This window comes from Mesorhizobium sp. BR1-1-6 (assembly GCF_020165355.1).
Taxonomy (GTDB): domain Bacteria; phylum Pseudomonadota; class Alphaproteobacteria; order Rhizobiales; family Rhizobiaceae; genus Mesorhizobium.
In genome coordinates this window covers 179,321-194,008 of record NZ_JAIUHZ010000010.1, presented here as the reverse complement: position 1 = coordinate 194,008, position 14,688 = coordinate 179,321, and the positions used below count along the sequence as shown (strand labels likewise).

13 protein-coding genes are annotated in these 14,688 nt (G+C 63.2%); 11 read left to right on the top strand and 2 right to left on the bottom strand.

Annotation, left to right across the window (positions count from 1 at the left end):
- From LB545_RS20260 to LB545_RS20235, 6 genes are all read left to right on the top strand, one after another.
- A partial coding sequence (locus tag LB545_RS20260) for a 2-oxo acid dehydrogenase subunit E2 (protein WP_224705721.1) occupies nt 1-1,010 on the top strand: 1,010 nt, incomplete at its 5' end.
- A gap of 123 nt (nt 1,011-1,133) precedes the next feature.
- Nucleotides 1,134-1,769: an SGNH/GDSL hydrolase family protein gene (locus LB545_RS20255; protein WP_224705719.1), complete on the top strand. Its 636-nt coding sequence runs from the start codon at nt 1,134-1,136 to the stop codon at nt 1,767-1,769.
- Between the two features lie 15 nt (nt 1,770-1,784).
- Nucleotides 1,785-3,230, top strand: coding sequence for a dihydrolipoyl dehydrogenase (lpdA, locus tag LB545_RS20250; protein ID WP_224705717.1), 1,446 nt, complete (start codon nt 1,785-1,787; stop codon nt 3,228-3,230).
- A gap of 99 nt (nt 3,231-3,329) precedes the next feature.
- Nucleotides 3,330-3,587, top strand: coding sequence for a GlsB/YeaQ/YmgE family stress response membrane protein (locus LB545_RS20245; RefSeq protein WP_140498561.1), 258 nt, complete (start codon nt 3,330-3,332; stop codon nt 3,585-3,587).
- 135 nt (nt 3,588-3,722) lie between these two features.
- Nucleotides 3,723-4,688: a lipoyl synthase gene (gene lipA / locus LB545_RS20240; RefSeq protein ID WP_140515424.1), complete on the top strand. Its 966-nt coding sequence runs from the start codon at nt 3,723-3,725 to the stop codon at nt 4,686-4,688.
- Nucleotides 4,689-4,802: 114 nt separating this feature from the next.
- Nucleotides 4,803-5,258, top strand: a complete 456-nt coding sequence (locus LB545_RS20235; RefSeq protein WP_140498563.1) for a type II toxin-antitoxin system RatA family toxin — start codon at nt 4,803-4,805, stop codon at nt 5,256-5,258.
- Here LB545_RS20235 and LB545_RS20230 read toward each other — a convergent pair.
- Both LB545_RS20230 and LB545_RS20225 read right to left on the bottom strand, forming a co-directional pair.
- The gene (locus tag LB545_RS20230; RefSeq protein ID WP_224705715.1) at nt 5,237-5,743 is read right to left on the bottom strand and encodes a CinA family protein; all 507 of its coding nucleotides are present in this window, start codon (nt 5,741-5,743) and stop codon (nt 5,237-5,239) included. The two genes, LB545_RS20235 and LB545_RS20230, sit on opposite strands and share 22 nt — an antisense overlap.
- Nucleotides 5,740-6,969 (bottom strand): bifunctional 2-C-methyl-D-erythritol 4-phosphate cytidylyltransferase/2-C-methyl-D-erythritol 2,4-cyclodiphosphate synthase, encoded by a 1,230-nt coding sequence (locus LB545_RS20225; RefSeq protein ID WP_224705714.1) that lies wholly within the window; start codon nt 6,967-6,969, stop codon nt 5,740-5,742. The genes LB545_RS20230 and LB545_RS20225 overlap by 4 nt, the downstream gene beginning before the upstream one ends.
- A 238-nt stretch (nt 6,970-7,207) precedes the next feature.
- Between LB545_RS20225 and dusB the strand changes: the two genes are divergently transcribed.
- The 5 genes from dusB (at nt 7,208) to LB545_RS20200 (ending at nt 14,592) form a co-directional block, all read left to right on the top strand.
- A complete protein-coding gene (gene dusB / locus LB545_RS20220) occupies nt 7,208-8,230 on the top strand; it encodes a tRNA dihydrouridine synthase DusB (RefSeq protein WP_224705713.1) in 1,023 nt (340 codons plus the stop codon).
- A complete protein-coding gene (locus LB545_RS20215) occupies nt 8,227-9,369 on the top strand; it encodes a two-component system sensor histidine kinase NtrB (protein WP_140561172.1) in 1,143 nt (380 codons plus the stop codon). The genes dusB and LB545_RS20215 overlap by 4 nt, the downstream gene beginning before the upstream one ends.
- Entirely contained in the window at nt 9,366-10,826 is a 1,461-nt protein-coding gene (ntrC, locus tag LB545_RS20210) for a nitrogen regulation protein NR(I) (RefSeq protein ID WP_140515418.1), read from the top strand. Before LB545_RS20215 ends, ntrC begins: the two co-directional genes overlap by 4 nt.
- Nucleotides 10,827-10,955: 129 nt before the next feature.
- Nucleotides 10,956-13,241, top strand: coding sequence for a sensor histidine kinase NtrY-like (locus tag LB545_RS20205; protein ID WP_181169983.1), 2,286 nt, complete (start codon nt 10,956-10,958; stop codon nt 13,239-13,241).
- Complete coding sequence (locus tag LB545_RS20200) at nt 13,231-14,592, top strand: sigma-54-dependent transcriptional regulator (protein ID WP_140515417.1); 1,362 nt, start codon at nt 13,231-13,233, stop codon at nt 14,590-14,592. Before LB545_RS20205 ends, LB545_RS20200 begins: the two co-directional genes overlap by 11 nt.
- The last annotated feature ends 96 nt before the right edge of the window (nt 14,593-14,688 follow it).

The following is a 14,688-nucleotide window of genomic DNA, read 5'->3' as shown; positions in this document are numbered from 1 at the left end:
CGCCCCCCACCCCGGCCGGAAGGCCTGCCGACCCTCCCCACAAGGGGGAGGGTGAAGGGCGCACCTTTGCTTCGCCGCTCGCGCGCCGTATTGCCAAAGAGGCGGGCGTCGATGTGTCTGCCGTGACCGGCACCGGCCCGCATGGCCGGGTGGTGAGGGCCGATGTCGATGCCGCCATAGCCGGCGGCGGCGCCAAGGCGGCACCCGCTGCCAAAGCTCCGGCTGGCGCGCCGGCCGCTGCTCCCGCGTCGGTAAAGGCGATGTCGGACGATCAGGTGCTGAAGCTGTTCGAGGAAGGCTCCTATGAACTCGTCCCGCATGACAATATGCGCAAGACCATCGCGCGCCGGCTGGTCGAGGCCAAGACCACCATCCCGCATTTCTACCTGACGCTCGACTGCGAGCTCGATGCGCTGCTTTCGCTGCGCACGCAGCTCAATGCGGCCGCACCGGTAAAGAAGACCGACAAGGGCGAGGCGCCCGCCTACAAGCTGTCGGTCAACGACATGGTGATCAAGGCGATGGCCATGGCCTTGAAGGCGGTGCCGGATGCCAATGCCTCGTGGACCGAAAGCGCCATGGTCAAGCACAGGCATGCCGATGTCGGCGTCGCCGTCTCGATCCCCGGCGGCCTGATCACGCCGATCATTCGGCATGCGGACGAAAAGACGCTGTCGGTGATCTCCAACGAGATGAAGGACCTGGCCAGCCGCGCGCGCAGTCGCAAGCTGAAGCCGGAAGAGTATCAAGGCGGCACCACGGCGGTGTCGAACCTTGGCATGTTCGGCATCAAGGATTTCGCCGCCGTCATCAACCCGCCGCATGCGACGATCCTGGCGGTGGGCGCCGGCGAGGAGCGGGCGGTGGCCAAGAACGGCGAGATCAGAATCGCCACCGTGATGTCGGTGACGCTGTCGACCGACCATCGCGCCGTGGACGGAGCACTCGGTGCCGAACTGCTGGTCGCCTTCAAGAAGCTGATCGAGAACCCGATGGGCATGCTGGTGTAGGAAGAACAAGGCGGTGCGGAAATTCTTCACCGGCCTCTTCGCCGGCGGCTTGGAGGCGCAGGAATTCGCCGTCGTCACCAACGCCGAGGAAGAATACTCCCTCGCAAGGGCGGGTTGAGCAAGATGAAGACGGTTCTTTGCTACGGCGACTCACTGACCTGGGGCTACAATGCCGAGGGTGGCCGTCATGCGCTCGAGGATCGCTGGCCAAGCGTGCTGCAGACCGGACTAGGTGACGGCGTGCATGTCATTGCCGAGGGGCTGAATGGCCGCACAACGGCGTTCGACGATCACCTGGCAGGCGCCGACCGCAATGGCGCAAGAACGCTGCCGACGGTGCTGACCACGCATGCGCCGATCGACGTCATCGTCATCATGCTCGGCGCCAACGACATGAAGCCCTGGATCCACGGCAATCCCGTTGCGGCCAAACAAGGCATCCAGCGCCTGATCGACATCGTGCGCGGCCACGACTATCCGTTCGACTGGCCGCCGCCGCAGATCCTCGTCGTCTCGCCGCCTCTCGTCAGTCGCACCGAAGATGCCGAGTTCAAGGCGATGTTTGCCGGCGGCGACGATGCGTCCAAAGAGCTTGCGCCGCAATATTCCGCGCTTGCCGATGAGGCTGGCTGCGGCTTCTTCGATGCCGGCACTGTGGCCAAGACCACGCCGCTCGACGGCGTCCATCTCGATGCCGAAAATACGCGAAACATCGGCGAGGCGTTGACGCCGCTCGTGCGCGTCATGCTGGAATTGTGATTGAAGGAGAAAACCGTGGCTGAGAACTACGACGTCATCATCATCGGCTCCGGTCCCGGCGGCTATGTCACGGCAGTGCGTTCCGCGCAGCTCGGTTTCAAGACGGCGATCGTCGAGCGCGAGCATCTCGGCGGCATTTGCCTGAACTGGGGCTGCATTCCGACCAAGGCGTTGCTGCGTTCGGCCGAGATCATGCATTATTCGGATCATCTGAAGGACTATGGACTGAAGCTCGACGGCAAGGTCGGCGTCGATACGTCGGCCGTCGTCGACCGCTCGCGCAAGGTTTCGCTGCGGCTCAATGGCGGCGTCGCCTTCCTGATGAAGAAGAACAAGGTCGACGTCATCTGGGGCGAGGCCAAGCTGACAAAACCGGGCGAGATCGTCGTCGCCAAGACGGCCAAGAAGCCGATGGAGCCACAGCCGCCTGTGCCGAAAGGCGTCAAGGGCGAGGGCACCTACACCGCCAAGCACATCATACTAGCGACCGGCGCCCGGCCGCGGGCGCTGCCGGGCATCGAGCCGGACGGCAAGCTGATCTGGACCTATTTCGAGGCCATGGTGCCCAAGGAAATGCCGAAGTCGCTGCTGGTGATGGGTTCGGGCGCCATCGGCATCGAATTCGCCTCGTTCTACCGCACCATGGGCGCCGACGTGACCGTCGTCGAGCTGCTGCCGGCCGTGATGCCGGTCGAGGACGCCGAGGTGTCGAAATTCGCCCAGAAGCAGTTCGAGAAGCAGGGCATGAAAATCATTCTCGAAGCCAAGGTAACCAAGGTCGGGAAAAGCGCCAATTCAATCACCGCGCATGTCGAGATGAAGGACGGCAAGGTGGAGAAGATCACGGCCGATCGCATGATCTCGGCCGTCGGCGTGCAAGGCAATATCGAGGGCCTCGGCCTGGAAACGCTTGGCGTGAAGACGGAGCGCGGCTGCGTGGTCGTCGACGGCTACGGTAAGACCAATGTGTCCGGCATCTACGCCATCGGCGATGTCGCCGGCCCGCCGATGCTCGCCCACAAGGCCGAGCATGAAGGCGTCGTCTGCGTCGAGAAGATCGCCAATTTCCCCGGCGTGCACGCCACCGACAAGCTGAAGATCCCTGGCTGCACCTATTGCAATCCGCAGGTCGCTTCGGTCGGCCTGACAGAAGCGAAAGCCAAGGCCGAGGGCAAGGATGTCAGGGTCGGCCGCTTCCAGTTCGCCGCCAATGGCAAGGCCATCGCGCTCGGCGAGGACCAGGGCTTCATCAAGACCATCTTCGACAAGAACACCGGCCAACTGCTTGGCGCCCACATGGTGGGCGCCGAAGTGACCGAACTGATCCAGGGTTTTGTCGTTGCGATGAACCTCGAGACGACCGAGGAAGAACTGATGCACACGATCTTCCCGCACCCGACGCTGTCGGAGATGATGAAGGAAAGCGTGCTCGACGCCTATGGCCGTGCGTTGAACGCATGATAGATTGGCCGCACGAGACTCAGACGCGAAAGCCGCAGGAGCTCGACGGCAAGTTAGTTCGTTTCCGGATGCGTTTTTTCTCAAGCAAGGAGAGGGCATATGGACGTGAATGGCGTGGGCTGGATCGCAGCCATCATCATCGGCGGCCTGGCGGGCTGGTTTGCCGAAATGGTCATGAAGAGCAATACCGGCGTCTTGATGAACATCATCTTAGGTATTGCCGGCGCAGTGGTGCTGAACGCGATCCTGCGAGCCTTGAACATCGGCGTATTTGGCGTCGGCTGGACCGCCTACCTGATCACCGGTTTCATCGGCGCCTGCCTGCTGATCTGGGCCGGGCGTCTGGTGCGCCGTTAGTCGGTATCGTTTCCGCCATGCGAAAACGGTTGTGGCGGCATGTACCGCCGCAGCCTTTTTCTTTGTGCTGAAAAGTCCTAGATGACGTGTAAGTGACGATCGCCGGCGGCGATCGCAAAGAAAACCAGGGTTCCGATGGTCACCGTCCTCGACACGATCGCCAATGCGCCGCGGCTGCGGCATCCGGAGAAGGCGCACAAGCCCGACCAGGACGTGCTGCGCAAGCCTGACTGGATCCGCGTCAAGGCGCCTGTGTCGAAAGGCTATGCCGAAACCCGCGAGATCGTGAAATCGCACAAGCTGGTGACGGTCTGCGAGGAGGCCGGCTGCCCGAACATCGGCGAGTGCTGGGACAAGAAGCACGCCACCTTCATGATCATGGGCGAGATCTGCACACGTGCCTGCGCCTTCTGCAACGTTGCCACCGGCATCCCGACCGCGCTCGACCCGGACGAGCCGGCACGGGTCGCCCACGCGGTCAAGCAGATGGGCCTCAGCCACGTCGTCATCACCTCTGTCGATCGCGACGATCTCGCCGATGGCGGCGCGCAGCATTTCGCCGAGGTCATCCGTGCGATCCGGGCGGCGACGCCTTCAACCACGATCGAGATCCTGACGCCCGACTTCCTGCGCAAGGACGGCGCACTGGAGGTCGTGGTTGCGGCAAAGCCCGATGTCTTCAACCACAATCTCGAAACGGTGCCGTCGAACTACCTGACGGTCCGGCCAGGCGCCCGCTATTTCCATTCGATCAGGCTTTTGCAGCGGGTCAAGGAGCTCGACCCTTCGATCTTTACCAAGTCCGGCATCATGGTTGGACTGGGCGAGGAGCGGAACGAAATCCTGCAGCTTATGGACGATCTGCGTTCGGCCAATGTCGACTTCATGACCATAGGCCAGTATCTGCAGCCATCGAAAAAGCACCACCCGGTGATCCGCTTCGTCACCCCGGAGGAGTTCAAGTCCTTCGAGACGATCGGCCGGACCAAGGGCTTCCTGCTGGTGGCGTCGAGCCCGCTGACCCGCTCCTCGCACCACGCCGGCGACGATTTCGCCAAGCTGCGCGCCGCGCGCCAAGCGCAGCTCGAGAAATCGCTCTGATGCATGTCGCCCAAAGTGACTTCGGGTTTGGGGAGAACGGCATGCACGAAAACAAAGACTCTAAGGTGCGTCGCATGAGTCTGTGTCGACGCGACGCGCTTTAGAGCCGGGTTCATGCCGAAATTCGAAGCCACCCGCCGCGTTTCCCACACGCCGGAACAGATGTTCGCCCTGGTCGCCGACATCGAAGCTTATCCGCAATTCCTGCCGCTTTGCGAGGCACTGACGGTGCGCTCGCGCAAGGAGCGTGACGGGCGCACGATCCTCGTCGCCGATATGAGCATCGGCTACAAGGCGATCCGCGAGACCTTCACGACGCAGGTGCTGCTGAAGCCCGACGAGCGTGCGATCGACGTCAAATACATCGACGGTCCGTTCAAATATCTGACCAATGTCTGGCGATTCGACCCTGCCGACGGCGGCTGCGCGGTCTGCTTCTTCATCGACTACGAGTTCAAGAGCCGCATTCTGGGCGCCCTGATGGGCACGATGTTCGACCGTGCCTTCCGTATGTTTTCCGAGGCCTTCGAGAAGCGTGCTGATGTCATCTACGGTGCAAAACCGGCGTGAGCATGCCCAAGCGCGTGCAATCCCAGCTTGACTGCATGGCTGACGGTCTCCTGGCGAATGAAATCACGGCCTTCATCGGCGAACAGCACGCGCTCGGCCGTCACCGGCCGGCCGCTTAGGCCAATCCCGAACCAGACCAGGCCGACTGGCTTTTCCGGCGAGCCACCGCCCGGTCCGGCAACGCCGGTAACGGCGAGGCTGAGCCCGGCACGGGAGCGCGCCAGCGCGCCGGTTGCCATTTCGATCGCTGTCTCGCGTGAAACCGCGCCATGAGCCTCCAGCGTGGCGGCGGAAACCCCGAGCATGTCCATCTTGGCTTCATTGGAATAGGTGATGAAGCCGCGATCGACCACGGCGGAAGAGCCGGCGATATCGGTCAGCGCGGCGATGATCATGCCGCCGGTGCAGCTTTCCGCCGTCGCAAGCATGATGCCGCGCTTCTGGCAGGCTTGCAGCAATGCATTTGCCAGTTCGCTGTTGCTCATTCCGGCACCTCGCCGGGAAACACCACGCTCGCCGTGGCGATCGCCGCAATGCCTTCCTCGCGGCCGACGAAACCGAGCTTCTCGTTGGTTGTCGCCTTGATGGAGATGCGGTCGGCAGAGATGGCCAGCATCTGCGACAGGGCAGCCGTCATCGCCTCGCGATGTGGGCCGACGCGTGGTGCCTCGCAGATCAGCGTGATGTCGGCATTGGCGATGCGGCCGCCGCGCGCGCGCACCAGCTTTGCCGCATGTTCTACGAATATCCGGGAGGCAGTACCCTTCCACTGCGGGTCGGAGGGTGGGAAATGCGTGCCGATGTCGCCGGCGCCGCAGGTCGCCAGCAGCGCATCGGTAAGGGCATGGAGCCCGACATCGGCATCGGAATGGCCGGACAGTTTCTTGTCATGCGGAATGGCGATGCCGCATAGCGTGACGTGGTCGCCGGGCTCGAACGCGTGGACGTCGTAGCCATTGCCGGTTCTAATATCGGGAAAGCGCATGCGCTCGCTGGAAAGTCGTTGGTCCGCCATGGCGATGTCCCGTGCCCAGGTGAGTTTGACGTTGTCCGGTGAGCCGGGAACGAGTTTGACCGGCATCTGCATCCACTCGGCGATCGCGGCGTCGTCGGTAAAGTCGGTTTTGCCGCTGCTATAGGCTTCCTCATGCATGGCCATAATCGCCAGGAATGGGAAACCCTGCGGCGTTTGCGCCGCGTGAAGCCCGCTCCGGGAAACCGTTTCGGCGACCATCCCGGCGGCGGATTCGCGTTTCAGCGTATCGGCGACGGGCAGCGCCGGGAGCGCGCCCTCGCGCTCGCCGATGGCTGCGATCGTGCGGTCGATCAGGTCCGCGTCGACGAAGGGGCGCGCCGCGTCGTGGATGAGAACCTTGTCCGGTGCGTGGCTTCTCAACGCCTGCAGTCCGAGTCGAACCGAGTCTTGCCTGGTGGGGCCACCCGCAATTGCCGTGACGCGATTGGAGTGTGCGCCGACGGCATGTCGAAAAAGTTCGTGATCCTCGGCGTGTATTGCCACGACGAGCGGGCCGATACGCGGATGCGCCAGGAAAATATCGATGACGTGGGCGATGACGGCGCGACCGCCGATCTGCTGATATTGCTTCGGGCCATCGGCCTGTCCGGCACGCGCGCCGCGGCCGGCCGCAACAATAACCACCGCGACCTTGCCGTTCGCCTCCAAAGCCCGGTTTTCGTTTCCGTCAGTCATGCCGATTGGCTTAGCGCACGATCCCCAAAAGTGTAATCGGTTTCGGAGAGATTGTAGGCCGAACAGGAAGCCCTAAAACGTCCATTGCGTGTTCGTGCAAGGCGCGGCGCTTTGCTCGGGACTGCAGCCGAGCTCGGCATTTCCCAATTGCGCCGTAATGTGGCGTCATTCCGCGTTGCACATTGCGGCCGATATGGCTAGAGAATGTGCAGCAAATGAACATGCTTGGTTTTTGTGCATGCTTGACCTGACCAAATTGGCCGCACCTCTCGATGTCGGCGGCGTGAGTATCCGCAATCGCGTGTTCCTCGCGCCGATGTCGGGAATTACCGACGAGCCGTTCCGGCGACGCGCCCATGCGCACGGCGCCGGCATGGTCGTGTCCGAAATGGTGGCAAGCGGCGAGCTCGCCAAAGGCAGGGCCGGCTGCGACCTGCGCATACGTCATTCGGGCCTGCCCGTCCATATGGTGCAGCTTGCCGGCCGCGAGGCGGCACATATGGCCGAAGGCGCGCGCATCGCCGCCGGCGAGGGCGCCGACATCATCGACATCAATATGGGTTGCCCCGCCAAGAAGGTGACCGGCGGCTATGCCGGTTCGGCACTGATGCAGGACCTCGATCATGCACTGTCGCTGGTACACGCCGTGGTCGGCGCGGTCGGTGTGCCGGTGACGCTGAAGATGCGGCTCGGCTGGGACGAAACGGCGCTCAACGCGCCGGACCTGGCGCGCCGTGCCGAGCAGGCGGGCGTCAAGATGGTGACGGTGCACGGCCGCACGCGCTGCCAGTTCTATCAGGGCAATGCTGATTGGCGCGCAATAGCCCGCGTCAAGGCTGCCGTGTCGATCCCGGTTGTCGCCAATGGCGATGTGTCTTCGCCTGCGCAAGCAGCCGCTGTTCTGGAGCAATCCGGCGCCGATGCCGTGATGGTGGGCCGCGCCCACTACGGCGCGCCCTGGGTCGCCGGAACCATCGCGGCCGCGGCGGCAGGCGAGCTTGCCCGGCTACCGGAAAGCGCTGCGGAACTGACCGACTACATCATTGCCCATTACGAGGACATGCTTGCGCTCTACGGCGTCGAGAGCGGCCTGCGCCAGGCGCGCAAGCACCTCGGCTGGTATCTGGACCGCCATGCCGGCGCCGTTGCCGGCGAAAGGCGCAAGGCCATTCTCACGTCTTTCGATCCCGCGCGGACGATTACCTTGCTTCGCGAGGTGTTTTCGGCCGCCGAGCAAGCACCCTTGCGGAGCGCCGCATGAACGCCTCCGTCAGCCAGGGCCCGGAAATGGCGGATGCTGCCCAGATCGTGCTCAACACCATCCGCCGTCCGGTCATTATGATCAGTTCGGAGGGGTTCATCACCTTCGCCAACGCCGATGCGGAGGACTTCTTCCGCTCGAGCGCGACGATGCTCGCCCGCAACACGCTGTCAAAGCTCATTCCCTTCGGCAGCCCGTTGCTGACACTGGTCGACCAGGTGCGCGAGCGCCGGGCCCCCGTCAACGAGTACCGGGTCGACGTGTCGTCTCCGCGTCTCGGCATCGAGAAGGTGGTCGATCTCTATGTCGCCCCGGTGCCGGAGTTTCCAGGCTCCGTCGTGGTGATGTTCCAGGAACGGTCGATGGCCGACAAGATCGACCGGCAGATGACGCACCGCGGCGCGGCGCGCTCGGTGACCGGTCTGGCGGCGATGCTGGCTCACGAGATCAAGAACCCGCTCTCCGGCATCAGGGGCGCTGCCCAGCTGCTTGAACTGTCCGCTTCCGACGAGGATCGCGCGCTGACGCGGCTGATAACCGACGAGACCGATCGCATCGTGTCGCTGGTCGATCGCATGGAGGTGTTTTCCGACGAGCGGCCGATTGACCGCTACCCCGTTAACATCCATGTCGTACTCGACCATGTGAAGGCGATCGCGAAGAACGGTTTTGCTAGGAAAATCAAGATATTGGAGGATTATGATCCTTCATTGCCTCCGGTTTTCGCCAACCGCGACCAGCTCATCCAGGTGTTCCTCAACCTGGTCAAGAACGCCGCCGAGGCGATCGGCGGCGATCCCCAAGGTGAAATCGTCCTGTCGACGGCCTTCCGGCCGGGCATTCGCGTTTCGGTTCCAGGCACTCAGGATCGCGTGTCGCTGCCGCTCGAGTTCTGCGTGCGCGACAACGGTTCCGGTGTTTCGGAGGACATCCTGCCGATCCTGTTCGATCCCTTCATCACCACCAAGCCGAACGGCTCGGGACTGGGCCTCGCGCTGGTGGCCAAGATCGTCGGTGAGCATGGCGGCATCATCGAATGCGAATCGACGCCGCGCGCGACAATGTTCCGCATCCTGATGCCGGCCTGGAAGGAAACGGCGCTCGGTGCCGATGAAGACGCTGAAGGAGACCGCAAATGACCGTTCGCGGCAATATTCTCGTCGCCGACGACGATGCGGCGATCCGTACGGTCCTCAACCAGGCCCTTTCGCGTGTTGGCCATGAGGTGCGCGTGACCTCCAATGCCTCGACGCTGTGGCGCTGGGTGGCGGCGGGCGAGGGAGATCTCGTCATCACCGACGTGGTGATGCCGGACGAGAACGCATTCGACATGCTGCCGCGCATCAAGAAAGCACGGCCGGAGCTGCCCGTCATCGTCATGAGCGCCCAGAATACGTTCATGACGGCGATCCGTGCCTCCGAGACCGGCGCCTACGAATATCTGCCGAAGCCGTTCGACCTCACCGAGCTCCTCAACATCGTCAACCGGGCGCTGTCGGAGCCTCGGCGCCCCAAGATCGACGCGCGGCCGGAAGAGCAGCCCGAGACCATGCCGCTGGTCGGCCGCTCGGCCGCCATGCAGGACATCTATCGCATGCTGGCGCGCATGATGCAGACCGACCTGACGGTGATGATTTCGGGCGAATCGGGCACCGGCAAGGAGCTGGTGGCGCGTGCGCTGCACGAATATGGACGCCGCCGTGGCGGCCCTTTCGTTGCCATCAACATGGCGGCTATCCCGCGCGACCTGATCGAATCGGAACTGTTCGGCCATGAGAAGGGCGCCTTCACCGGTGCGCAGAACCGCTCAACCGGCCGCTTCGAACAGGCCGAAGGTGGTACGCTGTTCCTTGACGAGATCGGCGACATGCCGATGGAAGCGCAGACGCGCCTGCTGCGCGTCCTCCAGCAAGGCGAATACACGACGGTCGGCGGCCGCACGCCGATCAAGACCGACGTGCGCATCGTCGCCGCCACCAACAAGGATTTGCGCACGCTGATCAACCAGGGGCTCTTCCGCGAGGATCTTTTCTATCGCCTCAATGTCGTGCCCCTCAGGCTGCCGGCACTGCGCGAGCGCTCCGAGGACGTGCCGGACCTCGTCCGGCACTTCTTCAAGCTCGGCGAGATGGAGGGTCTCCAGACCAAGCGTATCTCGTCGGGCGGCATCGAATTGATGAAGCGCTATCCCTGGCCGGGCAATGTGCGCGAACTGGAAAACCTGGTCCGCAGGCTCGCCGCGCTCTATTCACAGGACGAGATTTCCGCCGAGATCATCGAGGCGGAACTCAAGACCGGCGAGCGTCCCGTGGTGCCGGGCGGCGGCAACCTCATTCCCGACGACCTGTCCATCGGCCAGGCGGTCGAGCATTTCCTGCAGCGCTATTTCACCTCGTTTGCCGGCGAATTGCCGCCTGCCGGGCTGTACCAGCGCATTCTCTCGGAGGTCGAATATCCGCTGGTGCTGGCCTCGATGACCGCGACGCGCGGCAACCAGATCAAAGCCGCGGAACTGCTGGGGCTCAACCGCAACACGCTGCGCAAGAAGATTCGCGAACTCGGCGTCAACGTCTACAAATCGTCGCGCCAAGCCTGAGCCGGGATAGAGCCGAAGCGCTTTTCCGGGGGACTGTCCGCGAAAGATTTCCGTCCAGGCCACACTTGTTGCATAATCGCCACAATGCGTTGCATAGATCCGACGCAATCACTGGCTCTAGACGGCGACATGGCTTCGCAGGCTCCGACACCGAACGAACCGCTTTTCAACGACCCCGGCACGCGTGACGGGCGCCGGCTGCTGGCGCTGCCCGGCGTGGTGGCGGTCGTCGGTGCGCTGGTCATGGCGGCCATTTCGTTCGCGATCCTGGTCGGCGCGACGCCGATTGCGCCCGATGCCAGGACAACCTGGGCGCTGATCGCGCTCAACGCCATCTTCGTCCTGTTGCTGATCGCACTGATCGGCCGGGAGGTGCATCGCATCGTCATGGCGCGCCGGCATGGCAAGGCAGCCTCGCGGCTGCATGTGCGCATCGTGGCTATGTTCGCGCTCGTCGCCGCCATCCCCGCCATCATGGTGGCCATCATTGCGTCGATCACGCTCGATATCGGCCTCGACCGCTGGTTCGAGATTCGCACCAAGACGATCGTCAATTCGTCGCTGTCCATCGCCGATGCCTATGTGCAGGAAAACGCGCGTAACCTTCAGGGCACGACGCTGTCGATGGCCTATGACCTCGACGCGTCGCGCACGCTTTACGGCCTCGACCGGACTGGCTTCCTCGATCTGATGAGCAAGGAAGCGGTGGGCCGCTCGCTGGCGCATGCCGCGCTGATCAAGCCCGACGGCTCCTTCGTGATGAGCGCCAAGACCGATGCCGACTTCGCCATGCCGGAACCGCCCGAGGGAGCGGTCGCCAGCGCCACCGACGGCAAGCCGGTTCTGATCGAGCCGCGCACGCGCAACATCATGGGCGCCATCGTCAAGCTGCGTGAGATCGAGGGGCTCTACCTCTACACGATCCGGCTGGTCGATCCCGAGGTGATAAAGGCGCGCCAGATCGTCAGATCGAATACCGACGAATATCGCAACCTCGAAGACAACAGGCGCACTTCGCAGGTGGCGTTCGCGTTGCCTTATTTGTCGTTGACTTTGATTATCATCCTGTCGGCAATCTGGACCGGCATTGCCGTGGCCGACCGGCTGGTGCGGCCGATTCGTCAGCTCATCGGCGCTGCCGACGAGGTCGCGACCGGCAATCTCGACGTCGCCGTGCCGGTGCGCCCGTCCGACGGCGACGTTGCCTCGCTCGGCAACACTTTCAACAAGATGCTGCAGGAATTGAAATCGCAGCGCAACGAGATCCTGTCCGCCAAGGATCTGATTGACGAGCGACGGCGCTTTTCGGAAGCGGTGCTGGCCGGTGTCACCGCCGGCGTCATCGGCGTCGATCCCTATGGCATCGTCACCATCGTGAACCGCTCGGCCGAGTCCATGCTGGCCATTTCGGCCAGTGCGGCACTCGGGCAGAACCTTTCCGCCATTCTGCCGCATGTCGGCCGCGTGTTCGAGATCGGCCGCCAGTCGGGCAAGCCCGTCTATCGCGAGCAGGTGACGTTTTTCCGCGCCGGCACGGAGCGGACTTTCAACGTGCAGATCACCATCGAGGCCGGCGATAACGGCACTGAGGAGAAATCCTACGTCGTGACGGTCGACGACATCACCGATCTGGTCCAGGCGCAGCGCTCCTCTGCCTGGGCCGACGTGGCGCGCCGCATCGCCCATGAGATCAAGAACCCGCTGACGCCGATCCAGCTTTCAGCCGAGCGCATCAAGCGCCGCTACGGCAAGGTCATCACCGAGGACCGCGAGGTGTTCGACCAGTGCACCGACACGATCATCCGGCAGGTCGAGGATATCGGTCGCATGGTCGACGAATTCTCCGCTTTCGCGCGCATGCCGAAGCCCGAGATGAAGTCCATAGACCTGCGTGAATCCCTGCGCGAAGCCTCGTTCCTGGTCGAGGTGAGCCGTTCCGACATCACGTTCGAGCGCATATTCGGCAACGAACCGCTCAAGGGTACTTTCGACAGCCGCCTGTTGGCGCAGGCTTTCGGCAACGTGATCAAGAACGCCGCCGAAGCGATCGACGGGCTGGAACAGAAGGACGGTTCGCACGGCATAATCCGGATTCAAGCCGGACGTCAGAATGGCGCGATTCGCATCGACGTCATCGACAATGGCAAAGGCCTGCCGCGGGAGAATCGCCAACGGCTGCTGGAGCCCTACATGACCACGCGTGAGAAGGGCACGGGCCTTGGCCTCGCCATCGTCAAGAAGATCGTGGAGGACCATGGCGGCAGGCTGGAGCTCCACGATGCGCCTGCGGATTTCCACGGCGGGCGCGGCGCGATGATCAGCATCATCCTGCCACCTGCGGCCGTGGCGCCAGCGCGCGGCGAAAGCAGGACGGAACACGAAAGAGAAACTGAAAAGGTCGGTAATGGCGTCTGATATTCTGATCGTCGATGACGAGGAAGACATCCGTGAGCTCGTCGCAGGCATACTGAGCGACGAAGGTCACGAAACCCGCACGGCATCCGATGCCGACACCGCGCTGGCGGCCGTCGCTGACCGAGCCCCGCGGCTGATTTTCCTCGACATCTGGCTGCAGGGTTCGCGCCTGGACGGCCTGGCTTTGCTGGACGAGATCAAGACCATGCACCCCAACCTGCCGGTGGTAATGATTTCGGGCCACGGCAACATCGAGACCGCGGTCTCCGCCATCAGACGCGGCGCCTATGACTTCATCGAGAAGCCCTTCAAGGCGGACAGGCTGATTCTGATTGCCGAGCGTGCGCTGGAAACCTCCAAGCTGAGGCGCGAGGTTTCCGATCTCAAGCTGCGCAGCGGCGAGACCTTCGACCTGATCGGCATGTCGTCGGCGATGAGCCAGTTGCGCCAGACCATCGAGCGCGTCGCGCCGACCAACAGCCGCGTCATGATCATTGGGCCCTCCGGATCTGGCAAGGAGCTGGCCGCGCGCGCCATCCACACGCTGTCGGCACGCAAGAGCGCGCCTTTCGTGACGCTGAGCGCCGCCAACATCACGCCCGAACGCATGGAGATCGAACTGTTCGGCACCGAATCGAACGGTGTCGAGCGCAAGGTCGGCGCCCTCGAGGAAGCCCATCGCGGCATCCTCTACATCGATGAGGTGGCCGACATGCCGCGCGAGACGCAGAACAAGATCCTGCGTGTGCTGGTCGAACAGCAGTTCGAACGCGTCGGCGGCACCAAACGGGTCAAGGTCGATGTCCGCATCATCTCCTCGACGTCCCAGAACCTGGAGGCGATGATCGCCGATGGCCGTTTCCGCGAGGATCTTTACCATCGCCTTGCGGTGGTACCGGTGACGGTGCCGGGACTTGCCGAGCGGCGCGAGGACATTCCTTATCTCGTTGACAATTTCATGAAGCAGATCGCCCGTCAGGCCGGAATCAAGCCGCGCCGCATCGGCGATGACGCCATGGCGGTGCTGCAGGCGCACAATTGGCCAGGCAATGTTCGCCAATTGCGCAACAATGTCGAACGGCTGATGATTCTGGCGCGCGGCGACAATGTCGATGCGCCGATCACCGCCGACCTGTTGCCATCCGAAATCGGCGATGTCATGCCCCGCACGCCGAACCAGTCGGACCAGCACATCATGGCGCTGCCGCTGCGCGAGGCGCGCGAACAATTCGAGAAGGACTATCTGATCGCCCAGATCAACCGGTTCGGCGGCAACATCTCGAAAACGGCCGAGTTCATCGGCATGGAGCGTTCCGCGCTGCACCGCAAGCTGAAGTCGCTCGGCGTCTGACTGATATCTTGAGCGGTTCGGCGTTTGATGCATTGCCGGCCCGGTTCGATACCTTGCTCAAGCAGTTCCGGCCGGAAAACCGTTACACGCTTTCTG

Bases quoted from the DNA above. Each gene is read 5' to 3' on its own strand.
- LB545_RS20255 (WP_224705719.1), top strand. From the start codon at position 1,134: ATGAAGACGGTTCTTTGCTACGGCGACTCACTGACCTGGGGCTACAAT.
- LB545_RS20245 (WP_140498561.1), top strand. From the start codon at position 3,330: ATGGACGTGAATGGCGTGGGCTGGATCGCAGCCATCATCATCGGCGGC.
- lipA (WP_140515424.1), top strand. From the start codon at position 3,723: ATGGTCACCGTCCTCGACACGATCGCCAATGCGCCGCGGCTGCGGCAT.
- LB545_RS20235 (WP_140498563.1), top strand. From the start codon at position 4,803: ATGCCGAAATTCGAAGCCACCCGCCGCGTTTCCCACACGCCGGAACAG.
- LB545_RS20230 (WP_224705715.1), bottom strand. From the start codon at position 5,743: ATGAGCAACAGCGAACTGGCAAATGCATTGCTGCAAGCCTGCCAGAAG.
- LB545_RS20225 (WP_224705714.1), bottom strand. From the start codon at position 6,969: ATGACTGACGGAAACGAAAACCGGGCTTTGGAGGCGAACGGCAAGGTC.
- dusB (WP_224705713.1), top strand. From the start codon at position 7,208: ATGCTTGACCTGACCAAATTGGCCGCACCTCTCGATGTCGGCGGCGTG.
- LB545_RS20215 (WP_140561172.1), top strand. From the start codon at position 8,227: ATGAACGCCTCCGTCAGCCAGGGCCCGGAAATGGCGGATGCTGCCCAG.
- ntrC (WP_140515418.1), top strand. From the start codon at position 9,366: ATGACCGTTCGCGGCAATATTCTCGTCGCCGACGACGATGCGGCGATC.
- LB545_RS20205 (WP_181169983.1), top strand. From the start codon at position 10,956: ATGGCTTCGCAGGCTCCGACACCGAACGAACCGCTTTTCAACGACCCC.
- LB545_RS20200 (WP_140515417.1), top strand. From the start codon at position 13,231: ATGGCGTCTGATATTCTGATCGTCGATGACGAGGAAGACATCCGTGAG.